Origin of the sequence: Streptomyces scabiei 87.22 (assembly GCF_000091305.1) — a bacterium.
Lineage (GTDB): Bacteria > Actinomycetota > Actinomycetes > Streptomycetales > Streptomycetaceae > Streptomyces > Streptomyces scabiei.
The window spans coordinates 3,036,018-3,059,587 of sequence record NC_013929.1 but is presented as its reverse complement, the minus strand read 5'-3'; the positions used below and the strand labels follow the sequence as shown (position 1 = coordinate 3,059,587).

Sequence of the window (23,570 nt, the reverse complement as noted above, 5' to 3'; positions counted from 1 at the left end):
TCAGCCGGGAGCGCAGCGCGAGGGATCATTGGGGACGGTGGAGCCGGTCATTCCGGTACAGACCGAGATCCAGCGGGATCCAACAGCAGGAGCCTTGACACCATGACGGAAACCAGCGAACTCGACGACTCGTTCCACGTCTTCGACACCACCCTGCGCGACGGCGCCCAGCGTGAGGGCATCAACCTCACGGTCGCGGACAAGCTGGCCATCGCACGGCACCTGGACGACTTCGGCGTCGGCTTCATCGAGGGCGGCTGGCCCGGTGCGAACCCGCGCGACACCGAGTTCTTCGCCCGCGCCCAGAAGGAGATCGACTTCCGGCACGCCCAGCTGGTCGCGTTCGGCGCCACCCGCCGCGCTGGTGGCAGGGCGAGCGAGGACCCGCAGGTCAAGGCCCTGCTCGACTCCGGCGCGCCGGTGATCACCCTGGTCGCCAAGTCCCACGACCGTCATGTGGAACTGGCCCTGCGCACCACCCTCGACGAGAACCTGGAGATGGTCCGCGACACCGTCTCCCACCTGCGCGCGCAGGGCCGCCGGGTCTTCGTCGACTGCGAGCACTTCTTCGACGGCTACCGCGCCAACCCCGAGTACGCCAAGGCCGTCGTCCGCACCGCCTCCGAGGCCGGCGCCGACGTCGTGATCCTCTGCGACACCAACGGCGGCATGCTGCCGGCCCAGGTCCAGGCCGTCGTCGCCACCGTCCTCGCCGACACGGGCGCCCGCCTCGGCATCCACGCCCAGGACGACACCGGCTGCGCGGTCGCCAACACCCTGGCCGCCGTCGACGCCGGCGCCACCCACGTCCAGTGCACCGCCAACGGCTACGGCGAGCGCGTCGGCAACGCCAACCTCTTCCCGGTCGTCGCCGCCCTGGAACTGAAGTACGGCAAGAAGGTCCTCCCCGACGGCCGCCTGCGCGACATGACCCGCATCTCGCACGCCATCGCCGAGGTCGTCAACCTCACCCCCTCCACCCACCAGCCGTACGTCGGTGTCTCCGCCTTCGCGCACAAGGCCGGCCTGCACGCCTCCGCGATCAAGGTCGACCCGGACCTGTACCAGCACATCGACCCCGAGCAGGTCGGCAACACCATGCGGATGCTCGTCTCCGACATGGCGGGCCGCGCCTCCATCGAGCTCAAGGGCAAGGAGCTGGGCGTCGACCTCGGCGACGACCGCGAGCTGGTGGGCCGGGTCGTCGAGCGGGTCAAGGAGCGCGAACTCAAGGGCTACACCTACGAGGCCGCCGACGCGAGCTTCGAGATCCTGCTGCGCGACGAGGTCGCGGGCAAGCCGCAGCGGTACTTCCGCACCGAGTCATGGCGGGCCATCGTCGAGGACCGCCCCGACGGCAGCCACGCCAACGAGGCCACCGTCAAGCTGTGGTCCAGGAGCGAGCGCATCGTCGCCACGGCCGAGGGCAACGGCCCGGTCAACGCCCTCGACCGCGCCCTGCGGGTCGCCCTGGAGAAGATCTACCCCCAGCTCGCCAAGCTGGAGCTGGTCGACTACAAGGTGCGCATCCTGGAGGGCAAGCACGGCACCAACTCCACGACCCGCGTCCTCATCTCCACGACGGACGGCACGGGCGAGTGGTCCACGGTCGGGGTCGCCGACAACGTGATCGCCGCGTCGTGGCAGGCGCTGGAGGACGCCTACACGTACGGGCTGCTGCGGGCGGGTGTGGAACCGGCGGAGTGACCGACGGGCACCCCGGACGGACGCGGCGAAGGTCCGTCCGGGGTGCCGCCGGGGAGGTCACCGGGGCCGTCGCCGGGGAGGCGCCCGCGGCCCGGAGCCGTCAGCAGGCCCGCTCGGTGCGCTCCTCGAACTCCTTCGCGCTCATGACCCGGTCGTCGGCCCACACGCGTCCCGGCTTCAGCCTCGCGAGGTCGGAGCCGGTGAAGGTCACGGCACCGTTCACCTGGTCGTCGGTGTGGCCGTAGAACGTGAACGCGTAGGTGTGGCCCGGGAGCAGCCGCTGCTCGCCCCGGGTCTCGGCGTCCCACGCGGCCGGCGGTGAGAAGAGCGGGAAATCCGCGTCCCCCGACCACTCGCCGTCCGTCTCCCAGACCGTGGTGTCCGTCTCGTCCGCGCCGGGCTCGTCCTCCCAGGAGCCGGCCCAGCCCGTGAGCGCCGGCGCCGTGTAGCCGGCGTCCCCGCACGGCCGGACCAGGATCCGGGGCGATCCGGCGTCGTCCACCGTCACGCCGGCCAGCGGCAGGACCTCGGGTCCGCAGCCGCTCAACAGCACCGCTCCGCCCACCGCGCCCATGATCGCGAGAACTCTCCGCAGCATCGCGCCCCCCGTACTTCCGTCGTCCCGAGTGCGTGCGCCGCACCCGTCTCGAACGGTTGTACAGCCGTCCGGGCGCCCGCCCAAGTCGACGGACGGCTCCCATCGGGTCACGGACCGGGATCGTCCGTTCGCGCGCCGATCGAGGTAGCTTCGAAGGTATGAAAGGCGCACCGGTCCGACGTCTGTTCCGCCTCCTCATGATGCCGTTCGCCGCCATGGCGCTCGCCGCCCTCGCGGTGCTGACGGTCGCCGCGCCGGGCGCGCACGCGGCCACCGATCTCTCCACCGTGGCCGCGGCCCTGCGCGAGAGCCCCGTCTACGTCGACCCGGCCGCCTCCGGCCTGCTCTCCCGGGCGGACGCCGACGCCCTCGCCGACAAGATCCAGGACGCCGACGAGCCGGTCCTCGTGGCGGTGCTCCCGGCCGGCTACCCGACCCAGGACCTCTTCCGCAACCTCCGCACCGCGACCGGAGTGACCGGCCTGTACGCCGTCCGCCTCGGCGACCGCTTCGACGCCCGAGCCGACAGCAGTGTGCTGAGCCGGCAGACCGTGGCGAACCTGGTCTCCGCGGTCCAGGGCGTCGACGAGCCGAAGGCCCAGCTCAACGACTTCGTGGACGACGCCCTGCGCAGCAACCCCGGCGGCACGGCCCCGGTGAGCTGGAGCGGTGGCGACCAGGGCGTGGACACGGGCGCGCTGGCGGTGGCGGGCGCGGTCGTCGCGGCGGGCGGCGTGGGCGCGTACGCGCTGGTGCGCCGCAACCGCCGCCGCAAGGAGGAGGAACGCCGCGAGGCACTGGCCCGGCTCGCCGTCGTGGTGGACGAGGACATCACGGCCTTCGGCGAGGAACTGGACCGCCTGGACTTCCATCCGGCCGAACGGGGCGCGGACGACGCGATGCGCGCCGACTACGAACGGGCCCTGGACGCGTACGAGCAGGCCAAGTCCCTGATGGCGGCGGCCGTCCGGCCCGAGGACGTCCGCGCCGTCACCAGGACCCTGGAGGACGGCCGCTTCTGTCTCGCCCAGCTCGCCGCCCGCCGGGAGGGCCGCCCCCTCCCCGAACGCCGGGCTCCTTGCTTCTTCGACCCCCGCCACGGCCCGTCCGTCGCGGACGTCCCGTGGACCCCCGGCCTCGGCGCCGAACGTGAGGTCCCGGTGTGCGCCGCCGATCAGGCACGTCTCTCCGACGGCCGGGATCCCATGATCCGCGAGGTGGACACGGCCGGCGGCGGGCGTCGCCCCTACTGGGACGCGGGCCCGGCCTACGGCCCCTGGGCGGGCGGCTACTACGGCGGCGGTCTCCTCCCCGGCCTCCTCGTCGGCACGATGCTCGGCAGCATGATGGCCACCCCGTCCTACGCGGCCATGTACGGCTCCGGTTACGGCGACTTCGGCGCGGCCTCCGGCTACGGCGGTGGCGACGTCTCGGGCGCCGACTTCGACGTGGACGACTTCGGCGGCGGCTTCGGAGGCGGCGACTTCGGCGGCGGTGGGGACTTCGGGGGAGGCGGGGACTTCGGCGGCGGATTCTGAGAACCCGCCTCCGACGGACCCGGACCCGGACCCGGACGCGTCCTCGCACCCGATTCCGGACCCGGACACACGGGCACGGGCCCGGCGCTGGGGAGCAGCCGGACCCGTGGACGTCGTGGATGAGCTGGTGCGGGACTCCGCTCAGAGCGTGGCCGCACCCGCCGCGATCTGGGACGCGAAGGTGGACACCTCGCTGTAGACACCGGGGGCGTTGCGCTGGGCGCAGCCGTCGCCCCAGCTGACGATGCCGACCTGGATCCAGGCACCGGCGTTGTCCCGGCGGAACATCGGGCCGCCGGAGTCGCCCTGGCAGGTGTCGACGCCGCCCGCGGCGTAGCCGGCGCAGATCTCCTCGCTCGGGACGAGGCCGCTGTACAGGCCGCCGAAGGCCCGGCAGGTGGAGTCACTGATGAACGGCACCGTGGCCTTCAGCATGTACCGCTGCTGGGCACCGCCCTCGACGGCCGCGCCCCAGCCGGCGACGGTGAAGTCACCGGTGTTGTACTGCGTGGTGGTCGCGATCTTCAGCGTCGGCAGGTTGATCGGCTGGGCGAGCTTGATGAGGGCCCAGTCCTTGCCCGTGCCGTTGTAGCCGGGGGCCCGGTACACCTTGGTCGAGCGGACCTGGACCCGGCCGCTGGTGCTCTGCAGGTCCACGACGCCCGCCGTGGCCGTGATGCTGGTGTTGTTGCCGGTCGCGCCCACGCAGTGCGCGGCGGTGAGCACGATCTGCTGGGTGTAGAGCGCGCCGCCACAGCCCATGGACAGGCGGACCATGAAGGGGAACTCGCCCTGCGCGGCGCGCGTTCCGCCGACGACCGGCGCCGGCGCGGCGGTCGCCGCGGACACGGGCTGCAGGCTGGCGATGGCGAGGGCGGCGGCGCCGACGACCGCACATCTCTTCAGGGCGGTGATGAGTCGCTTCAACGTGATGCCTTCCGTGGGGGGTGACAGGCGATGACTCGTACGACTGCAGGCGCAGATATGGCGTGAGCATGCCAAGCAGGCGACAGGAAAGCGCTCCTACTGGCATGCCCAGGTCAATTTCTGTTGCAGGATTATGAGAACGCCGTAAGCCCTCGCACAAGAGTCGTGAACCAGTCAGTCACCACCGGCGGTTTTCCGCCGCGAGGGCGGAAAAACCGCGTGCGCGTGCGCCACGGGGGCGCGCAGACTGACCCGGTGATCGACATCACCGCCCACCTCGTACGCGCCCTGATCTCGACACAGTTCCCGGCCTGGAGCGAGCTGCCCGTCCGGCCCGTGGACCGGCAGGGCTGGGACAACCGCACCTTCAGACTGGGCGAGGAACTGACCGTCCGGCTGCCGAGCGCACAGGGTTACGCCGCCGCCGTGACGAAGGAGGACCGCTGTCTGCCCGGACTCGCCCGGCACGTGCCCCTGCCCGTGCCGGAACCGGTGGCCGTCGGCGCGCCGGGGGCGGGATACCCGTACGCGTGGTCGGTGCGCCGGTGGCTCCCGGGGGACACGGTCGAGGTCGCGCCGGGCGTCGACCGGACGCGTCTGGCCCGTGACCTCGGTGACTTCCTGCGCGATCTGCGCGGGGCCCCGCCGGGCCGGGGCCCGGCGGCCGGGCGGCACTCGTACTACCGCGGGTGCCACCCCAGCGTGTACGGCGACGAGGTCGAGCAGGCCCTGGACCGGCTGGCGGACGCGGTCGACGTGGCCGCCTGCCGGGCCGTCTGGGCGCAGGCGCTGACGTCCGCCTGGCCGTCGGCGCCGACGGCCAGGCGCACGGCAACGTGGCCGTCGGGAACCTCCTCTCCCGGAACGGCACCCTCTCGGCCGTCATCGACTTCGGTTCCTCCGGCGTCGGCGACCCCGCCTGTGACCTCGTCATGGCCTGGACGTACTTCACCGGCGAGGAACGGAAGATCTTCCGTGAGGCGGCCGGTCTCCCCGACGACACCTGGCACCGGGCCCGTGGCTGGGCGCTGTGGAAGGCCCTGGTGACCACGGCGGGCCTCTCCGGACCCGACCCGGAAGGACGGCAGCGCCGGGTGATCGGCCAGGTGCTGGACGACCCGGTCGTATAGGTCAGGATCTGTCCTGCTGCGCGCCTACCGTGCGGTCCATGACCACTCCCGCGGACACGGAAGCCCTGGCGTTCCCCGACGCCGGCCACCTCGACGCCTGGCTGACCGCCCATCCCGCCCCAGGCACGCGCCGGCTCTGGGTCAAGGTCGCGAAGAAGGGGTCCGGCATCCGTTCCGTCGGCGCCGGGGAGGCCAATGACGTGGCCCTCTGCCACGGCTGGATCACCGGCGTCCGGCGCCGCCTGGACGAGGCGTACTTCCTGCAGCGGATCACCCCGCGGCGGCCGGGCGGCGACTGGTCGCTGGTGAACGTCCGACGGGTGGCCGAACTGACCGCCGCCGGCCGTATGCGTGCCGGCGGCCTCGCGGAGGTTGCCACGGCCCGGGCGGACGGGCGCTGGGCGGCGGCGTACGCGTCGCAGAAGGAGGCGGCCGTCCCCGACGATCTGGCAGTCGCCCTCGCCGGGCGTCCCGCCGCCCGCGACGCCTTCGCACGCCTGGGCAGGACGGACAGGTATCTCATCGTGCTGACGCTCCTCAGAGCGCGCACTCCCCGTACCCGGGAGACCCGGCTGCGGTCGGCACTCGCCGCCCTGGAGACGCAGGGCCCGGACGGGGCCTGACGGGGAACGGGTGGTGGGCGGCGCCCCTCGGCTCCGCCCCGCGCCCTGCCCGGGGGCGGTTTCGTGCACGGCGAGGACGGCGGCGGTCTCCACGGCGACGACGTCCCGCTCCGCCGCGTCCTCACGCTTCGTCGAACCCGAGTCCCCGACAGGTCTCAGCCCGCGGAGCGGATCGCCGAGATGTCGAAGGTCAGCTTGATCTTGTCGGACACCAGCACGCCGCCCGTCTCCAGGGCCGCGTTCCAGGTGAGGCCCCACTCGGAGCGCAGGATCTCCGCCTTGCCCTCGAAGCCGACGCGCTCGTTGCCGAAGGGGTCCTTGGCGGCGCCGTTGAACTCCAGGTCGATGGTGAGCGGCTTGGTCGTGCCGAGGATCGAGAGGTCACCGGTGATGCGGTAGTCGTCGCCCCCGAGGGCGACCGCCTCGGTGGAGCGGAAGGTCATCGTCGGGAACTCGTCCGTCCTGAAGAAGTCCGCGCTCTTCAGGTGACCGTCACGGTCGGCGTTGCCGGTGTCGATGCTGTCCATCTTGACGTCGATGGAGGCGGTGGACCGGGACGGGTCCGAGCCGTCCAGGTGCAGGCTGCCGGAGAAGTCCAGGAACCCGCCCTTGACGTTGGTGACCATGGCGTGGCGGGCGGTGAAGCCGATCGTGGTGTGCGACGCGTCGATCGTGTAGTCACCGGTCAGCGCGGCGAGGTCGGGGTTCACCGCGGAGGTGGTCGCCGTGGCGGTGGCGGTCTCGGTGGTCGTGTTGGTGCGGCCGAAGATGCCCATGACGTGACTCCTTGAGTGATGTCGTTCAATGTTCAACGAACTGAACACGTCCCACCGTAGACCTATTCCGTTCAAGTTTCAACCTTATCGCCACGGTGATCGTCGCGTCACTCACTGTTGATCCCCGCCGGGCGAGATGGTAGACGGCATGGGCATGACCCCCACGCGCCGTACCGTCCTGCTGCTCACCGCCGCCCTGGCGGCCGCGCCACCGCCCGCCGCGCACGCCGCCGACCGGACCGCCCCGGGCGACGACGCGTACGACACCCTCCGCCGGCGCTGGCTCGGGCTCGCACTCGGCGAGGGTTACGACCCCGCCGCCGAGCCCTACGCCACCCGACTGCGCGAGACCGGCGACCTCGCCCACGCCTTCCGCGCGGCCATGGAGCCGTCCGCGGACTCCCTCTGGCCCGGCCACCGTTTCGACCCGCCCGCGGGCATCACCCAGAGCTACAGCCGCCTGTGGACGATGGCCCAGGCGTACGCACAGCCGGGCACCGGCCGCACGGGCGACGCCGGCCTCCTCGCCGACATCCTGCGCGGCCTCGACCACCTCACCGCGACGGTGTACCACCCCGCCACCACCCGCTACGGCAACTGGTGGGAGTGGCAGATCGGCAGCCCCCGCCTCCTGATGGACATCGTGGCCGCCCTGTACGACGAACTGACTCCCGCCCGACGGGCCGCGGCCTGCGCGGCGATCGACCACTTCGTCCCCGACGCGCTGCTCCGCGACTACGCCGGCACCTCCACCGGGGCCAACCGTGTCGACCTCTGCCGCTCCGTGGCCCTGCGCGGCATCCTCGGCCGCGCCCCCGAGAAGATCGCCCTGGCCCGGGACGCCCTCTCGCCGGTCTTCCCGTACGTCACCCGTGGGGACGGGCTGTACGCCGACGGTTCGTTCGTGCAGCACACCTGGGTGGCCTACTCGGGGACGTACGGACAGGTGATGCTCGACGGACTGGGCAGGCTCTTCGCCCTGCTGGCCGGGTCCGCGTGGGAGGTGACCGACCCGAACCGCCAGATCGTCCTCGACAGCGTCGAACGGGCGTACGCGCCGCTGATCCATGACGGGCTGGTGATGGACAGCGTCAACGGCCGTGCCGTCAGCCGCGGTTACCTCAAGGCCGACGACCGTCACATCCTGCGGAGCGACCACTTCCACGGTCAGGGGATCATCGCCGCCCTCGCCCTGCTCGCGCTCGGCGCCACCGCCGCCGAGCGCGAACGGTGGCACGGGCTGATCAAGGGATGGATCGCCCGGGACACGGTCACACCGATCCTCACCGCGCGGCAGTTCGGTGTCGCGGACCTGGCCCGGCTGCACGCCGTCGCCGCGTCCCCGGTCGCCGCCGCGCCCGAACCCGTCGGTCACCGTCTCTTCCCCGCCATGGACCGGGCCGTCCACCGCCGTCCGGGCTTCGTGGTGAACATCGCCATGGCCTCCGACCGCATCGCCCACTACGAATGCGGCAACGGCGAGAACCCGCGCGGCTGGCACACGGGCGCGGGTGCCACCCTCTGGTGGGCCCCCGGGCGCGGCGACCAGTACACGGACTGGTTCTGGCCCACCGTCGACTGGTACCGCCTCCCCGGCACCACCGTCTCCACCAAGCGGCTGGCCGACCGGGAGGGCGGCGAATGGGGCGCTCCGAAACCCGCCGTGCGCTGGGTCGGCGGCACCACGGACGGCGAGTACGCGGCGATCGGCCAGCACCTCAAGGGGCTCGGCTCGACGCTGGAGGCCCGCAAGGCGTGGTTCTGCCTCGCGGACTCCGTGCTCTGCCTCGGGGCGGGCGTCACCTGCGCGGACGGGGTGCCGGTGGAGACGGTGGTCGACAACCGGAACCTGGGGGCGAGCGGCGGCACGGTGCACCCGCCGCTCGTACGCGGCCGGCTCTGGGCGCACCTGGAGGGCCACGGCGGCTGGGTCTTCTCGGACTTCCCGGCGGGCACCCGGGGCAGCCTGGTCCCCGCGCCCGCCCTGCGCACCCTCCGCGAGGACCGCACGGGCGCCTGGTCCGACATCAACACCGGCGGGACGACCGAGCGCCGCACCCGGCGCTGGCAGACCCTCTGGCTGGACCACGGCACCGATCCGGTGAACGCCGGCTACGCCTATCTGCTCATGCCCGGGGCGTCCCGCCACGCCGTCGAGGCCCGTGCAGCCGATCGGCGCTGGTTGTCGATCCCCGCCAACGACAGCGCCTGCCAGGCCGTCCACGTCCCCTCGCTCGGGCTGTTCGGCGCGGTCTTCTGGCAGCCCGGTACGGTGGGCCCGCTGACGGCCTCCGCCGGGGCCTGCGTGCTGGTACGCCGACGGGGGAGGGCCGCCACCCTCCGCGTGAGCGAACCGCCACGCACGGGCGAGCCGATGGAGATCATCTGGAACGGCCCGTTCCGCGAGGTGATCCGGGCCGACGCCTCCGTCGAGGTGCTGGAGTCGGCGCGCGGTCGGCTGCGGCTGCGGATCAGCCCCGGCACGGCGTGCGCCACCCACACCTGTGACCTGACTCTCCCCTGAGCCGCTCGCCGCGCCTTTGTGTGACCTCTACAAGCCCCACACCCCCTGAGCAGTCGGTTCGCCTGCATGCCGACGACGTTCTGTTCAGGGGTACCAGGAAAACACGCCGGAGACTGTACGGAGTCGACGGACCGCTTTGCTCGCTCGGCTTCGTATGGTCGCTACATGACCGTTTTGGATGAGGCACCGGGTGAGCCGACGGACGCACGCGGGCGAGTGGCCGAACTGCACGAGATCCGTGCCCAGGCTCTGGCCGGCCCGAGCGAGAAGGCGACCGAGGCGCAGCACGCCAAGGGCAAGCTGACCTCCCGGGAGCGCATCGAGCTGCTGCTGGACCCGGACTCCTTCAACGAGGTCGAGCAGCTGCGCCGGCACCGGGCCACCGGCTTCGGTCTGGAGGCCAAGAAGCCGTACACCGACGGTGTCGTCACCGGCTGGGGCACGGTGGAGGGCCGCACGGTCTTCGTCTACGCCCACGACTTCCGCATCTTCGGCGGCGCGCTGGGCGAGGCCCACGCCGCGAAGATCCACAAGATCATGGACATGGCCATCGCGGCCGGTGCCCCGCTGGTCTCGCTGAACGACGGCGCGGGCGCCCGTATCCAGGAGGGCGTCTCCGCGCTCGCCGGGTACGGCGGCATCTTCCAGCGCAACACCCGCGCGTCGGGCGTCATCCCGCAGATCTCGGTCATGCTGGGCCCCTGCGCGGGCGGCGCGGCCTACTCGCCCGCCCTCACGGACTTCGTCTTCATGGTCCGTGAGACGTCCCAGATGTTCATCACCGGCCCGGACGTCGTCAAGGCGGTCACCGGCGAGGAGATCACGCAGAACGGCCTCGGCGGCGCCGACGTGCACGCCGAGACGTCCGGCGTGGCCCACTTCGCCTACGACGACGAGGAGACGTGCATCGCCGAGGTGCGCTACCTCCTGTCGATGCTCCCCCAGAACAACCGCGAGAACCCGCCGCGTGTGGAGCCCTCCGACCCGGTCGACCGCCGCAGCGACGTCCTGCTCGACCTGGTCCCGGCCGACGGCAACCGGCCGTACGACATGACCAAGGTCATCGAGGAGATCGTCGACGACGGCGACTACCTGGAGGTCCACGAGCGCTGGGCCCGCAACATCATCTGCGCGCTGGGCCGGCTCGACGGCCAGGTCGTCGGCATCGTCGCCAACCAGCCGCAGTCCCTCGCGGGCGTCCTGGACATCGAGGCATCGGAAAAAGCTGCGCGCTTTGTCCAGATGTGTGATGCTTTTAACATCCCGATCATCACGCTGCTGGATGTCCCCGGGTTCCTCCCGGGCGTCGACCAGGAGCACGGCGGAATCATCCGCCACGGCGCCAAGCTGTTGTACGCGTACTGCAACGCGACCGTGCCCCGGATCTCCCTGATCCTGCGCAAGGCGTACGGAGGCGCCTACATCGTCATGGACAGCCAGTCCATCGGCGCCGACCTCACGTACGCGTGGCCGACCAACGAGATCGCCGTCATGGGCGCCGAAGGTGCCGCCAACGTCATCTTCCGGCGGCAGATCGCCGAGGCCGAGGACCCCGAGGCGATGCGGGTCCGGATGGTCAAGGAGTACAAGGCCGAGCTGATGCACCCGTACTACGCGGCCGAGCGTGGCCTCGTCGACGACGTGATCGACCCCGCGGACACCCGCGCGATCCTCATCCGTTCCCTCGCGATGCTCCACAGCAAGCACGCGGACCTGCCGTCCCGCAAGCACGGCAACCCGCCCCAGTAACCCGTCGGTTCCCTCCCGGTACCCCAGCGGAAACCTCATCCACGGAGACTGACTTCCATGAAGCTGCCTGATATTCGCGTCGAGAAGGGTCACGCCGAGCCCGAGGAAGTGGCCGCGATCACCGCGCTGCTCCTGGCCCGTGCCGCCGCCCAGCCCGCCGAGACCCTCCCGGCCCACCGAGGCCGCCTGCGCGCGGGGTGGCGCCGCCTGGAGCGCGAGCCGGGGTTCCGGGCGCCGCACAGCTGGCGCTGAGCCTTGTTCGTCGAAGGGGCCTCCTCCGAATGGAGGGGGCCCCTTCGCGTGTGGGTCGGGTGCGGGCCGGTGGGGCTTCTCGCGCAGTTCCCCGCGCCCCTAAAGGATCAGGCTCCCGCAGCCCTTGCTTTTCAGGGGCGCGGGGAACTGCGCGACCGGCCCCCACCGGGCCGCAGCCGGCATACGACGAAGGGGACCCCTTCCCGCTGGGAAGGGGTCCCCTTTCGTGTTCGGCTGAGCGCCGCGGGCCTACCGCAGGCGGGCCATCAGCGCGTGCTCGACCAGCGTGATCAGCGCCGACTTGGCATCCGACCGGTGCCGCGCGTCCGTCGTGATGATCGGCGTGTCCGGACCGATCTGCAGCGCCTCCCGGACCTCGTCCGGGTTGTACGGCTGCTGTCCGTCGAAGCCGTTGAGGGCGATGACGAAGGGGAGGCCGCTGTTCTCGAAGTAGTCGACGGCGGGGAAGCAGTCGGCGAGGCGGCGGGTGTCGACGAGGACGATGGCGCCGATGGCGCCGCGGACGAGGTCGTCCCACATGAACCAGAAGCGGTCCTGTCCGGGGGTGCCGAACAGGTACAGGATGAGGTCCTGGTCGAGGGTGATGCGGCCGAAGTCCATGGCGACCGTGGTGGTCGTCTTGTCTCCGGTGTGGGTGAGGTCGTCGATGCCCGCGGACGCGGACGTCATCACGGCCTCGGTACGCAGCGGGTTGATCTCCGAGACGGCCCCGACGAACGTGGTCTTGCCCACGCCGAAGCCACCCGCCACCACGATCTTCGCCGAGGTGGTGGAGCGGGAAGGACCGCCGCTAGAGCTTGCGAAGTCCACTGAGCACCCTTTCGAGCAGTGTCACGTCTGGCTGGCCGCCGGCGCTCTCGTCGCCGCCGGGCTGATGAATGGCGACCAGACCCGCCTCCGCCAAGTCGGCGACGAGGATTCTGGCCACGCCGAGAGGGATCGTCAGCAGGGCCGAGATCTCGGCCACCGACTTGATCTCCCGGCAGAGGTTGCAGATCCGCTGATGCTCGGGCAGCTGGCCCTGCATCTGGTGCGGCTGCGCGGTGGTGTGCACCAGCGCCTCGATGGCGAGCTGGTAGCGGGGCCTGGTGCGGCCGCCCGTCATGGCGTACGGACGCACCAGAGGGTTGGTCGCCGCCCCTGCGGGCGACGGCTCGGGGGTGCGGCGCTGCGGCTGCACGGGCTGGATACGCGGCGCCGGCGGCTGGTCGTACGGCGAAGGGCCGGGGCCCTGCGGTACGTACGGCTGCTGGCGGCTCGGTGCGGAGGGGAAGTTGTACCGGTTCTGGTCACCCTGGCCCGGCCCCTGGCCAGGGTAGGACCAGTTGCCCGACGATGAACCGCCTGGGGGTGTTGCCACGTTCTCTCCTCCTCCGACTGTGCTGGCATCCATGGCTCATTGGAAGCCGCGTCCCGAAACCTTACGGCCCCGGGACGCCAAAACGCACCGTCTGACTGTTAGTTGAGCAGGCTGCCCTGGAGCTCCGCACGCAGATCGGGCGTCAGGACCGTACCGGCACGGTCCACCAGAAGGGCCATCTCGTACCCGATGAGACCGATGTCGGCTTCCGGATGTGCGAGAACGGCGAGGGAGGAACCGTCGGAAACGGACATGATGAAGAGGAATCCCCGCTCCATCTCCACAACCGTCTGATTGACGCTGCCACCCTCGAAGATGCGGGAGGCACCCGCGGTCAGAGAGGTCAGACCCGACGCGACGGCCGCCAGCTGGTCGGCACGGTCACGGGGAAACCCTTCGGACATCGCCAGAAGGAGTCCGTCGGCGGAGACCACCACCGTGTGCGACACCCCGGGGGTGTTGTCCACGAAATTGGTGATCAACCAGTTCAGGTTCTGCGCCGCCTGGCTCATCGGGCTCACACTAACGCTCCTGGTTGTAGGTGCTGTCAGGACCACTGTGGTGATTCCTAGTGGCCTGGCCGTTCGTTTCACTGCTTGCGTTGCGCCCCCGCTGGACACCCCGGCGCAGGTTGCTCAGCCTGCCCCGGACGTCCTCGGGAGCGCGGGAGATCTGTGGACCTCCCTGCGGGGTCGTCTGGGCGGCGCCTTCGACCAGGTTGGCCTTGGGCACCCGCCGCGGCAGGCCGGAGGAGGTGACCCCGCCCGCCTTGGGCTTCTTCAGCTGGGAGGCCTGCTGCCAGCGCGCGTCGTTGTCCGAGCGCCAGTCGCCGTTCGGTCCCCCGGCCGTCGGCTGGTCCTGGGTCACTTCCTGCCGTCCGTTCACGGCGCCCGCGCTCGTGCCGCCCATGCCCGCGGTGGATCCGCGGCGGGGCAGGCCGGCGTCGGTCAGCGCGTGGCCGGCGGAAGGGGTGGGACCCGGACGGTCGAAGCCTACGCGTTCCGGCTCCTTCACGTCAGCGGCCTGCGAAGATTCCGGTTCCGGAGCGTACTCGGAGCGGTAGGAGCTCTGGTAGTCCGGCTGCTGCGGCTGCTGCGGCCAGTCGTCCTGATAGGGCTGCTCGTCGAAGCCGGCGTACGTCTCCGGGGCGCTCGCGGCGGCTGCCGTGTGCTCCTCCTGGACGGGCTCCGCATAGGCGGGCTCGGGGTAACCCCCGGTAGCGGTGAACGTGTCGTTCCCGCCCGGCAGGTGCCCGTTGCCGTTCACCATGCCGTTGGTGCCCTGGCCGAAGTATGCCTCGTCGTACGACGGCTGCTGCGGCTCCTCGTACGCCGTCTGCTGGTCGAACGACTGCTGCTGGTCCACGTAGGCCGTCGCGCCGTTGTCGTAGGACGGCTCGGGCGACTGGAAGTCGTCGCCGTAGCGCGGCGTCTGGCCCGGGGGCAGCTGCGGGTTCTGGTGCGCCTGGGACTCCAGGGCCGCACGGCGCTCCTCGCGCATCAGCGAGCGGCCCACGGGGTCCAGGTCGCGGATGTCGTCCGGCACCTCGTAGCGGCTGTCGTCGAAGCCCAGCTCGGCGGCGGTCCGCATCGGGGCCACGGCCGGCTGCTGGAAGGCGTGCTGCTGCTCCGGGATGATCTGGGAGACCGTGAACTGGTCGGCCGCCGGCTGCTGCTCGCCACCGCCACCGTGGGTGATGACGTCGGGGAGCATGACCAGCGAGGTCGTACCGGCCTGCTCGCCCGAGGGGCGGAGCTGGACACGGATGCCGTGCCGGTCGGACAGCCGGCCGACCACGAACAGACCCATGCGCTGCGAGATCGCGGCGTCCACGGTCGGCGGGTTGGCCAGCTTGTGGTTGATGTCCGCGAAGTCCTCGGCGGTGAGGCCGATGCCCTTGTCGTGGATCTCGATCATCACGCGGCCGTCGGGGAGACGGGTGGCGGTGACGCGGACCTTGGTCTGGGGCGAGGAGAACGTGGTGGCGTTCTCGAGGAGCTCGGCCAGCAGGTGCACGAGGTCGGTCACGGCACGGCCGTGGATCTCGGCCTCCGGGACGCCGGACAGCTCGATGCGCTCGTACTGCTCCACCTCGGAGGAGGCGGCGCGCAGCACGTCGATCAGCGGGACCGGCTGGTCCCAGCGGCGGCCGGGCTCCTCGCCGGCGAGGACCAGGAGGTTCTCGCCGTTGCGGCGCATACGGGTCGCCAGGTGGTCCAGCTTGAAGAGGTTCTCCAGCTGGTCCGGGTCGGCCTCGTTGTTCTCCAGGTCGGTGATCAGGGTCAGCTGGCCCTCGATCAGCGACTGGTTGCGGCGCGAGAGGTTGGTGAAGATCGCGTTGATGTTGCCCCGCAGCAGGGCCTGCTCGGCGGCGAGCCGGACGGCCTCACGGTGGACCTGGTCGAAGGCGCGGGCGACTTCGCCGATCTCGTCCGTGGTGTTGATGGGGATCGGCGCGACCCGGGTGTCGACGCGGCCGGGGTCGGTGCGCGAGAGCTGGTCGACCAGCATCGGCAGACGCTGCTCGGCGATGCCGAAGGCGGCGTTGCGCAGCTGGCGCATCGAGCGGCTCATCTGGCGGGCCATGATCCCGGCGATGATGAAGGCGGCGAGCAGGGCCACGATGACGATCGCGCCGTTGACGTAGGCGTCGCGCTGGGCGTCGGAGGCGATCTGGCCGGCCTCGGACACCGCGCGGTCGATCAGGTCGGTCTCGACCTCGCTGTAACCCTCGAACTTCAGCGTCGAGGCCGCCATCCAGTTCTGGTAGGTGACGCCCTGCTTCGCCAGGTCCTCGGTGGAGGCACCGCTGCCGATCGCCTGGACCATCTTCAGCATGGTGTCCGGCGGCGGGACGTAGTTCTTGTCCTTGGCCGCGGCCTCGGCGGCCTGCTTCTTGCCCTCGTCGGTCTTCTGCGCCATGACCGACTGCAGACGCGCGGCGTCAGCCTCGGTACCACCGGAGACGTACTCCTGTACGGCGATGTTCTCCAGGTAGGCGTACGAGGTGAACGCGGTGACCTGCTGGCGGAAGATCTTCGGGTCCTCGCTGCGCCTGACCAGCAGGTGGGTACCGATCGAACGCTGCAGCGAGGCGGCGCCCTTGGCGAGCGTGACCGCGTAGACCGTGCGGCCGTACGCGGTGATGTTGCCGGTACCGAGGCCGAGCTCGTTGGAGAACTCCGCCAGGAGGTGCTCGACGGTGACGTAGCCCTCTTCGGTCTGCACCGGGTCGGCTGCGCGGGTGAACGCCGTCTGCCGGATCTTGTCGATCTGCGGCTCGGCCTCGTCGACCAGGCGCAGCCGGCGCTCCAGACCCTGTCCGGAGGGCATTCCGACGACCTCCGCGTGGAAGGCGTCGGCCTTCTCGTCGGTGAAGGCGCGGGCGTCCTTGACGACCTCGCTGTCCCGGTCGCCGTCGAGCAGCGGCTGGGCGGAGATGTCGCGCTCGTTGAGCAGAGCCTCGCCGTACTCACCGGCGGCGGATACGATCTTGGCCACCTTCTCGGCGTCCCGCGCGTCCTGCCAGGTGTCGATCGAGCTCTTCACCTGGAAGCCGCCCATGACCAGGCCGACCAGCACGGGTATGAGGAGGATCGCGTTCAGGCGAGTGGGTACCCGCCAGTTACGGGGGGAGAGACGGCTTCCGCTGGATGCGGGAGCTGCCGTCGGCTCCGGTCCGGTCACTTGTGCGGGTGCCGCTCCGCGCGGCGGCGGGGTGAAGTTGCCCCGCGCCGACGGCTCGGGACCTTTCTTGCTTCGCCTCACTCGACCAACAACCTCTCGGCGCCGGCACCTACGTCGTGCCGCGGGTGACTCCACGCCCTAGTACGTCTTTGACTAATGGGCAGTTCAGGCATTCCAGCACGTCATGTTGAGGACTTCCAAACACTGGGAGGCAACGATTCCGCGTGATGTAAGTCCCAGATAAAACGGTCATAAAGAGCGAGCCCCGCCAAAAAGCGGAGACAAAGTGAGCGCAGCGGTACTGATCGACCGCGACGCGTGGTCGTACCACCCTATTTCTCTGTCGAAACGTTATGAACACCGAGGCCGACCGTGTCAAAGGACACAGCCGGCTCCGGTGTAACTACGACAACTGGCGTATGCGGTTATGGACTTGGGTCCTGTTTTGGGCCCAGCCGTGGTGCTTCGGCCGTGCGGAACTACCGCAGCCGTGCCATGAGCGCGTGCTCGACCAGGGTGATCAGCGCCGACTTCGCGTCCGCGCGGTGGCGGGCGTCCGTGGTGATGATCGGGGTGTCGGGTCCGATCTGGAGCGCCTCGCGGACCTCGTCGGGCGTGTAGGGCTGGTGCCCCTCGAAGCCGTTGAGGGCGATGACGAAGGGGAGGCCGCTGTTCTCGAAGTAGTCGACGGCGGGGAAGCAGTCGGCGAGGCGGCGGGTGTCGACGAGGACGATGGCGCCGATGGCGCCGCGGACGAGGTCGTCCCACATGAACCAGAAGCGGTCCTGTCCGGGGGTGCCGAACAGGTACAGGATGAGGTCCTGGTCGAGGGTGATGCGGCCGAAGTCCATGGCGACCGTGGTGGTCGTCTTGTCTCCGGTGTGGGTGAGGTCGTCGATGCCCGCGGACGCGGACGTCATCACGGCCTCGGTACGCAGCGGGTTGATCTCCGAGACGGCCCCGACGAACGTGGTCTTGCCCACGCCGAAGCCACCCGCCACCACGATCTTCGCCGAGGTGGTGGCCCGCCCCGATTCAGAGCTTCCGAAGTCCACTGAGAACCCTTTCCAGCAGAGTCACGTCCGGGGCGCCACCGGCGTTCTCGTCGCCACCGGGCTGGTGGATCGCGACGAGTCCGGCCTCGGCGAGGTCCGCCACAAGGATCCGCGCCACACCGAGCGGCATGGACAGCAGGGCCGACACCTCGGCCACCGACTTCACCTCGCGGCACAGGTGGCAGATCCGCTGGTGCTCGGGGAGCAGGCCCGACAGGTGCGCGGGGTCTGCCGTCGTGCTGATCAGCGCCTCGAGGGCGAGCTGGTAACGCGGCCGCGTCCGGCCACCGGTCATGGCGTACGGCCGAACCAGAGGCTGGTCGCCCTCGTCTCCGTACGGCTCTGCGTACGGATCGTGAGGAGCGGTGGGCGGGGTCATTGATCCTCCGAGCGGGACAGCAGGTCGGTCAGTCGTGCCGTCTGACGGGGGCCGGTGGGGGGACTGTGTCGGCCGGACGGTGATTTGGTGAGGTCTGTGGATCCGCAGGCGTCAGTGGAGCAGACTGCCTTGGAGTTCGGCGCGCAGATCGGGCGTGAGCACGGCGCCCGCGCGGTCGACCAGCAGTGCCATCTCGTAACCGACCAGGCCGATGTCGCACTCGGGGTGGGCGAGCACGGCCAGGGACGATCCGTCGGAGACGGACATCAGGAACAGGAAGCCGCGTTCCATCTCGACCACGGTCTGGGCCACGTCCCCGCCCTCGAAGATCCGGGACGCCCCGGCCGTGAGTGAGGTGAGACCGGAGGCGACGGCCGCGAGCTGATCGGCACGGTCGCGCGGAAAGCCTTCCGACATCGCCAGAAGAAGACCGTCGGCGGACACGACGACGGTGTGGGACACCCCGGGGGTGTTGTCCACGAAGTTGGTGATCAACCAGTTGAGGTTCTGTGCCGCTTGGCTCATCTGGCTCAACTAACGCTCCTGCTGGTGAGTGGGGCTCGGGAAGCTGCCGGTCTGGCCGTTGCCGGCCTGTCGACCCTGCGCGATGCCCCGACGGAGATTGGTCAGTCGGCCGCGTACGTCGTCAGGCGAACGCGAGACCTGCGGACCGGTTTGGTGCTGTTGCTGCTGAGCCGTGCCCGGCACGAGGTTCGCGCGCGGGACCCGGCGCGGCAGGCCGGAGGTGGTGACCCCGCCCGCCGAAGGCTGCCGGGCACGTTCGGCCTGGCGGACCAGGTCGTCGTTGGGCGTGCTGCGCCACGTGGTGGACGCGGGCGCGGCGGGTGCCGCCGGCCGCTGAGGAGCGGCCGGAGTCTGGGGAGCGGGCGCGGCGGCCTGCTGGGGCGCGGAACCGTTGCCCGGCCGGCCGTTCTGGCCGCCCTGACCGTGGAACCAGTTGGTCTCCAGCGTGTCGTAGAGCGGCGTACGGCCGTCCATCGGACCCGTCGCCGGGGGCAGGGCCTCCGGCTCCTGCGGGCGGGCGGGACGCTGCGGGGGCACCGGCGGACGCTGCGGCGGAACCGGCTGACGAGGAGCGTCGAAGCTCCCGTTCACCTGCGGCCGCTCGAACTGACCGGTGTCCTGGGAGTTCTGCCGGCCCGGAGTGTCGTACCGCCCGGGACCCTGGCCGTTCTGCCCGCCGGGCACGCCGTACTGTCCCGGGTCCTGCGGACCGGGGCGGCCGGGAGCACCGTACTGACCGGCGCCCTGCGGGTTCGGCCGGCCCGGCGCCGGGAACTGGCCCGTGCCGGAGGCGTCGTAGCCGGTCGCGGCGAACTGGCCGGTGGACGAGGGGTCCTGCGAGGCGCCGCGGGACGGACCGGTGGGTGCCGGCGGAGCACCGGTCCCGCCGTACACGTCGGAGCGGACGTAGGAGCCGGTGCCGTCCGGTGCGGGCGTGCCCGCACCGGGGCGACGGCTGTCGAAGTCGGCACCCGTGGAGTGCGGGAAGTCCGCGGGCGAGCCCGGGGTCTGGCCGGGGGCGACGCGCGGCATGGGCGCGGTGACGTCCGGCTGCTCCTCGTGGCCGCGCGGGGCGTCCAGCGAGGCACGCGGCACCGGGGGCTGCGCGTTGTCGTCGCTCCAGCTGGGCGTCCGCGACGAGGTGTTGCCACCGGGCAGCTCGGCGCGCGGACCACCGCGGCCGGGCAGTTGCGGACGGCGCCTGCCGGAACGTTCCTTGCCCTGCTTGGGCGGGACGGCACCGGGGCCGCCGTCGGCCCCGCCGGGCCGGGACGCACCCGCGTCACCGGGACCGCCGGCCGGGCGCAGGCCCGAGCCGGTCGGGAAGCCGCCCTGGCGCCCGGAGTCGTCGAAGCTCTCGAAGCCGTTCGGGCCACCGGTCCCGGCGGCCTGCAGGCCCTGCGGGGCACCGGGTGCCTGACCGCCGCCGAACGCACCGCCGTTGCCGAAACCGCCGGCTCCGGCGCCGGCCGGAGGCCGGCCGCCCTGCGGGGGCACCGGCGGACCGCCCTGCGGGCCACGCGGGCCGCCGGGGTTGCCGAGACCGCCCGGACCACTGGGGTTGCCGGGCAGCGCGGCCCGCGGACCCTGGCCCGCGCCCACCTGCCCGCGCTGCGGAGGACCGCCGAGCAGACCGCCGCCGGCGGAGGGGCCGCCGAGCGGGGCACCCGACGGGTTGCCGGCCTGGCGGCGCGCGGCGGCGGCACCGGCCGAGGCCTGTGCGGCGGCCGGACCACCGGTGGAGGGGCCGCCCTGACCGGGCTTGCCGGGGGTGGGCTTCTTGTTGCCCTGGGCCACGTCGACGGGGAGCATGACGAGCGCGGTCGTACCGCCCGAGTCGGACGGGCGCAGCTGGATACGGATGCCGTGGCGCTGCGACAGCCGGCCGACCACGAACAGACCCATGCGGCGGGAGACCGAGACGTCCACGGTGGGCGGCGAGGCGAGCCGCTCGTTGATCGCCGCGAGGTCCTCGGGGGAGAGGCCGATACCGGTGTCGTGGATCTCGATCAGCACCCGGCCGTCGGGCAGGGCGTGACCGGTGACCTTGACCTTGGTCTGCGGCGAGGAGAAGGAGGTGGCGTTCTCCAGCAGCTCGGCGAGGAGGTGCACGAGGTCGTTGACCACGCGGCCGGCGACCTCGGTCGTCGGCACGGAGGCCAGTTCGATGCGCTCGTACTGCTCCACCTCGGACGCGGCGGCGCGGAGCACGTCGACCAGCGGGACCGGACGGGTCCAGCGGCGGCCGGGCTCCTCACCCGCGAGGACGAGGAGGTTCTCACCGTTACGGCGCATGCGGGTGGCGAGGTGGTCGAGCTTGAACAGCGAGGACAGCTGGTCCGGGTCGGCCTCGCGCGACTCCAGTTCGGAGATGAGCGACAGCTGACGCTGGATGAGGCCCTGGGAGCGGCGCGAGAGGTTGGTGAACATCGCGTTGACGTTGCCCCGCAGAAGGGCCTGCTCGGCGGCGAGGCGGACGGCCTCGCGGTGCACGTCGTCGAAGGCCGCGGCCACCTGGCCGATCTCGTCCCGGGAGTGCACACCGACCGACTCGACGGAGGTGTCGACGTCCTGCGGGTCCGACTCCGACAGCTGCTTGACCAGCTCGGGCAGCCGGTCCTGGGCGACCTTGGTCGCGGTGTCCTGCAGCCGGCGCAGCGAGCGGATCATGGACCGGGCCACGACGAACGCGCCGACGAGGGAGACACCGAGGACGAGCAGGATCAGCGCACCGGAGATGATCGCCTCTTGCTCCGCGTCGGCGCGGAGGTTGCGGGCGGTCTGTTCCATCTCCTCGAGGAGCGAGCCCTCGATCTTCTTCATCCGCTCGATCTTGGCACCGGAGTCGTCGATCCAGTCCCTGTACGAGCGCTTGTCCTGTCCGCCCAGACCGCTGGCGCTGCCGAGGACCCGGTCCGCGTAGACGTCGGAGGCCTCGACGGTGGGGCTCGCGTCGTCGATCGGCTTGGTCACGTCCTCGGCGCCGCCGCCATAGATGTCGGAGAAGGTGCTGCGGTCCGACTCCTCGTTCGCCAGCGCCGCGTTCGCGTACAGCCGGTCGTTCTCGGAGAGCTTGCCGGCCTTGTCGTCGGAGTCGGGCAGGGCCGCGGCGATGACCGCGCGCTGCACGGAGGCGTACTCCTTGGCGGAGGAGAACGCCGCCAGGGCACGGGTCCGCTTGATCATGTCCGGGTTGCTGGTGGCCTCGGCCATGTCCGTGGACAGCTCCAGCAGCTGGTCGATCAGGCGGTGGTAGGCCTCGACCGTCTGCGTGGAGTTCTTGGGGTCCACGTAGGCGTTCTTGCGGATGCTGCTCAGGTTGTAGAGCTCGCGCACGACCCGGACGAGGCTGTCGCGCACACCGGGCATCTTCTCGGTGGTGGTCGCGGTCTCGGCGGCCTGGGTCGCGTCGGTGAACTGGGTCCGCGCCAGGTCCGTCTTCTCGCGGACGCCCTTGATCGTGTAGTCGCCGGCGTTCACGCCGTGCGCGAGGGGACCGGCCGACTCGTCGCGCTCGTTCTGGAGCGCGGTGGCGAGCTCGGTCGCCTGCTTGGTCATGTCGGTGAGCAGCCGCATGTTGTCGAGCTGCTGGATGTCGTCCACGTTGTCGCCGATGCGCAGGGCACCGAGCGAGGTCGCCGCCACCACGGGGAGCGCGAGCAGCGAGACCAGACGGGTCGAGATGCGCCAGTTGCGCAGGGCTACGCGGGAGCCGCTCGTGCCCCCGCCGGTGGTGCCGCCCTTGGGCTTCCCGGACTGCTGGGGAGCAGCTGAAGCGCCGGGGCGCCCGGAGCGCTCACCGCCGTCGCCGATCTCCGCCGGACCCGGGTTCTGGGCGTGCTGGGGGGAGGAACCGTTACCGGTTCCGTTGTGTGGCTCCGGCTCCGCCGAAGCGCTGCCATCCCTCTTGAAACGTCCCTGCACTAGCGTCGCAACCTCTGGACCAGGCGCCCCACCGTGTGAACGGCGGGACGGTGTCGGCGTCTTCGGGGGCGCCCTGAATACGTCCCCAATTGGGTGGTCGTGAGTGACCGGCGCTGGCTCCCCCTCCCACCGCCGCCAGGCGCTGTTTCCACTGCGCCTCTGCGCGCCGGCACGATCCTGCGGCGGTCCGTGGAATTCCAGCACAGTGCCGGATCTGCAACAAGGCCAACGGATAACGGTCTGTTCACTGTGACGGCATGTGAGGGCGACGTCACCGGGTGTGTAAGGTGTTTCCGTTTATTACGGACATACCTGTGCGATCCCCTGGCGTGAGCGGGGTGTCCCAGTCGCCATGATCAGGAGCGGAATGGGAGGTTCAGGTGCTTTATGTCTGTTTCGTGAAGGTGCATTGTTGGCCTGGATTGCCCGTTTTGCCCATGACTGAGTGAGCAAACTCACACGCCGATCATGCCTTCTTCACGACTTGACCCGGGAATCGGATGTTTAGCCTGACGCTTTACAGGGATGGCGAATCCGACAACCCGCGCTTGTGGGACGGCCCTTGCGGTCCGCCCGGCGCCCGCACACGACGAGGTCCAGGACAACAGTGAAGACGACGACGATGTTCCGCAACATAGCCAACCCCCGGCGCACGACGCTGGCCCACCTCGCCGACGCCGAGGACCTGCGCACGCCGGAGCAGGAGCACTCCGTCGACCTCCCCTCCCAGACCGCCAACCCCCGCCGGACGGTCCTGATGACGGTTCCGGTCCAGGCGGCGGAGTAGTTGCACGC

General features: G+C 71.0%; 19 protein-coding genes and 1 pseudogene. 9 read left to right on the top strand and 11 right to left on the bottom strand.

The window, feature by feature from the left end; all coding sequences use genetic code 11:
* Positions 1 to 102 precede the first annotated feature (102 nt).
* Entirely contained in the window at positions 103 to 1,707 is a 1,605-nt protein-coding gene (cimA, locus tag SCAB_RS12750) for a citramalate synthase (RefSeq protein ID WP_013000473.1), read from the top strand.
* A 100-nt stretch (positions 1,708 to 1,807) separates the two neighbouring features.
* Here cimA and SCAB_RS12745 read toward each other — a convergent pair whose 3' ends face one another.
* Entirely contained in the window at positions 1,808 to 2,305 is a 498-nt protein-coding gene (locus SCAB_RS12745; protein ID WP_013000472.1) for a hypothetical protein, read from the bottom strand.
* A 158-nt stretch (positions 2,306 to 2,463) separates the two neighbouring features.
* On the opposite strand from SCAB_RS12745, the gene SCAB_RS12740 reads away from it, so the two are divergent.
* Positions 2,464 to 3,843: a hypothetical protein gene (locus SCAB_RS12740; RefSeq protein WP_037724730.1), complete on the top strand. Its 1,380-nt coding sequence runs from the start codon at positions 2,464 to 2,466 to the stop codon at positions 3,841 to 3,843.
* A gap of 141 nt (positions 3,844 to 3,984) precedes the next feature.
* Here SCAB_RS12740 and SCAB_RS12735 read toward each other — a convergent pair whose 3' ends face one another.
* Entirely contained in the window at positions 3,985 to 4,770 is a 786-nt protein-coding gene (locus SCAB_RS12735; protein ID WP_013000470.1) for a S1 family peptidase, read from the bottom strand.
* Positions 4,771 to 4,935: 165 nt separating this feature from the next.
* Between SCAB_RS12735 and SCAB_RS49025 the strand changes: the two are divergent.
* The 3 genes and pseudogenes from SCAB_RS49025 to SCAB_RS12725 form a co-directional block, all read left to right on the top strand.
* Positions 4,936 to 5,520, top strand: a pseudogene (locus SCAB_RS49025) (phosphotransferase); the annotation flags it as partial.
* 86 nt (positions 5,521 to 5,606) lie between these two features.
* Positions 5,607 to 5,900 carry a phosphotransferase gene (locus SCAB_RS49020; RefSeq protein WP_267893214.1) on the top strand — a complete coding sequence of 98 codons (294 nt, stop codon included), beginning with the start codon at positions 5,607 to 5,609 and terminating at the stop codon, positions 5,898 to 5,900.
* A gap of 38 nt (positions 5,901 to 5,938) precedes the next feature.
* A complete protein-coding gene (locus SCAB_RS12725) occupies positions 5,939 to 6,523 on the top strand; it encodes a YdeI/OmpD-associated family protein (RefSeq protein ID WP_041669138.1) in 585 nt (194 codons plus the stop codon).
* 155 nt (positions 6,524 to 6,678) lie between these two features.
* Here the strand turns inward: SCAB_RS12725 and SCAB_RS12720 are convergent, their stop codons facing one another.
* A complete protein-coding gene (locus tag SCAB_RS12720) occupies positions 6,679 to 7,299 on the bottom strand; it encodes a YceI family protein (RefSeq protein ID WP_037724728.1) in 621 nt (206 codons plus the stop codon).
* A gap of 148 nt (positions 7,300 to 7,447) precedes the next feature.
* Between SCAB_RS12720 and SCAB_RS12715 the strand changes: the two genes are divergently transcribed.
* The 3 genes from SCAB_RS12715 to SCAB_RS12705 all read left to right on the top strand — a co-directional run bounded on the left by SCAB_RS12715 (position 7,448) and on the right by SCAB_RS12705 (position 11,824).
* Positions 7,448 to 9,823, top strand: coding sequence for a polysaccharide lyase 8 family protein (locus SCAB_RS12715; protein ID WP_013000466.1), 2,376 nt, complete (start codon positions 7,448 to 7,450; stop codon positions 9,821 to 9,823).
* 165 nt (positions 9,824 to 9,988) lie between these two features.
* The gene (locus SCAB_RS12710) at positions 9,989 to 11,572 is read left to right on the top strand and encodes an acyl-CoA carboxylase subunit beta (RefSeq protein ID WP_013000465.1); all 1,584 of its coding nucleotides are present in this window, start codon (positions 9,989 to 9,991) and stop codon (positions 11,570 to 11,572) included.
* Positions 11,573 to 11,629: 57 nt separating this feature from the next.
* Complete coding sequence (locus SCAB_RS12705; protein ID WP_013000464.1) at positions 11,630 to 11,824, top strand: acyl-CoA carboxylase epsilon subunit; 195 nt, start codon at positions 11,630 to 11,632, stop codon at positions 11,822 to 11,824.
* Between the two features lie 249 nt (positions 11,825 to 12,073).
* Here the strand turns inward: SCAB_RS12705 and SCAB_RS12700 are convergent, their stop codons facing one another.
* From SCAB_RS12700 to SCAB_RS12665, 8 genes are all read right to left on the bottom strand, one after another.
* A complete protein-coding gene (locus tag SCAB_RS12700) occupies positions 12,074 to 12,655 on the bottom strand; it encodes a GTP-binding protein (RefSeq protein ID WP_013000463.1) in 582 nt (193 codons plus the stop codon).
* Entirely contained in the window at positions 12,636 to 13,205 is a 570-nt protein-coding gene (locus tag SCAB_RS12695; RefSeq protein WP_013000462.1) for a DUF742 domain-containing protein, read from the bottom strand. Before SCAB_RS12695 ends, SCAB_RS12700 begins: the two co-directional genes overlap by 20 nt.
* Positions 13,206 to 13,303: 98 nt before the next feature.
* Positions 13,304 to 13,717 (bottom strand): roadblock/LC7 domain-containing protein, encoded by a 414-nt coding sequence (locus SCAB_RS12690; protein WP_005479603.1) that lies wholly within the window; start codon positions 13,715 to 13,717, stop codon positions 13,304 to 13,306.
* 10 nt (positions 13,718 to 13,727) lie between these two features.
* Positions 13,728 to 16,973 carry a sensor histidine kinase gene (locus SCAB_RS12685; RefSeq protein WP_173402869.1) on the bottom strand — a complete coding sequence of 1,082 codons (3,246 nt, stop codon included), beginning with the start codon at positions 16,971 to 16,973 and terminating at the stop codon, positions 13,728 to 13,730.
* 398 nt (positions 16,974 to 17,371) lie between these two features.
* Positions 17,372 to 17,947: a GTP-binding protein gene (locus SCAB_RS12680; RefSeq protein ID WP_013000460.1), complete on the bottom strand. Its 576-nt coding sequence runs from the start codon at positions 17,945 to 17,947 to the stop codon at positions 17,372 to 17,374.
* Entirely contained in the window at positions 17,928 to 18,326 is a 399-nt protein-coding gene (locus tag SCAB_RS12675; protein ID WP_013000459.1) for a DUF742 domain-containing protein, read from the bottom strand. The genes SCAB_RS12680 and SCAB_RS12675 overlap by 20 nt, the downstream gene beginning before the upstream one ends.
* 111 nt (positions 18,327 to 18,437) lie before the next feature.
* The gene (locus tag SCAB_RS12670; protein WP_005479910.1) at positions 18,438 to 18,851 is read right to left on the bottom strand and encodes a roadblock/LC7 domain-containing protein; all 414 of its coding nucleotides are present in this window, start codon (positions 18,849 to 18,851) and stop codon (positions 18,438 to 18,440) included.
* A 9-nt stretch (positions 18,852 to 18,860) separates the two neighbouring features.
* Positions 18,861 to 22,775, bottom strand: a complete 3,915-nt coding sequence (locus SCAB_RS12665) for a sensor histidine kinase (protein ID WP_013000458.1) — start codon at positions 22,773 to 22,775, stop codon at positions 18,861 to 18,863.
* A gap of 607 nt (positions 22,776 to 23,382) precedes the next feature.
* Between SCAB_RS12665 and SCAB_RS12660 the strand changes: the two genes are divergently transcribed.
* Positions 23,383 to 23,562 carry a hypothetical protein gene (locus SCAB_RS12660; RefSeq protein WP_005479907.1) on the top strand — a complete coding sequence of 60 codons (180 nt, stop codon included), beginning with the start codon at positions 23,383 to 23,385 and terminating at the stop codon, positions 23,560 to 23,562.
* Positions 23,563 to 23,570 lie beyond the last annotated feature (8 nt).

What these genes read in the sequence shown, in the direction of transcription:
- cimA (WP_013000473.1), top strand. Translation starts at nt 103, where the DNA reads ATGACGGAAACCAGCGAACTCGACGACTCGTTCCACGTCTTCGACACC.
- SCAB_RS12745 (WP_013000472.1), bottom strand. Translation starts at nt 2,305, where the DNA reads ATGCTGCGGAGAGTTCTCGCGATCATGGGCGCGGTGGGCGGAGCGGTG.
- SCAB_RS12740 (WP_037724730.1), top strand. Translation starts at nt 2,464, where the DNA reads ATGAAAGGCGCACCGGTCCGACGTCTGTTCCGCCTCCTCATGATGCCG.
- SCAB_RS12725 (WP_041669138.1), top strand. Translation starts at nt 5,939, where the DNA reads ATGACCACTCCCGCGGACACGGAAGCCCTGGCGTTCCCCGACGCCGGC.
- SCAB_RS12720 (WP_037724728.1), bottom strand. Translation starts at nt 7,299, where the DNA reads ATGGGCATCTTCGGCCGCACCAACACGACCACCGAGACCGCCACCGCC.
- SCAB_RS12715 (WP_013000466.1), top strand. Translation starts at nt 7,448, where the DNA reads ATGGGCATGACCCCCACGCGCCGTACCGTCCTGCTGCTCACCGCCGCC.
- SCAB_RS12710 (WP_013000465.1), top strand. Translation starts at nt 9,989, where the DNA reads ATGACCGTTTTGGATGAGGCACCGGGTGAGCCGACGGACGCACGCGGG.
- SCAB_RS12705 (WP_013000464.1), top strand. Translation starts at nt 11,630, where the DNA reads ATGAAGCTGCCTGATATTCGCGTCGAGAAGGGTCACGCCGAGCCCGAG.
- SCAB_RS12690 (WP_005479603.1), bottom strand. Translation starts at nt 13,717, where the DNA reads ATGAGCCAGGCGGCGCAGAACCTGAACTGGTTGATCACCAATTTCGTG.
- SCAB_RS12675 (WP_013000459.1), bottom strand. Translation starts at nt 18,326, where the DNA reads ATGACCCCGCCCACCGCTCCTCACGATCCGTACGCAGAGCCGTACGGA.
- SCAB_RS12670 (WP_005479910.1), bottom strand. Translation starts at nt 18,851, where the DNA reads ATGAGCCAAGCGGCACAGAACCTCAACTGGTTGATCACCAACTTCGTG.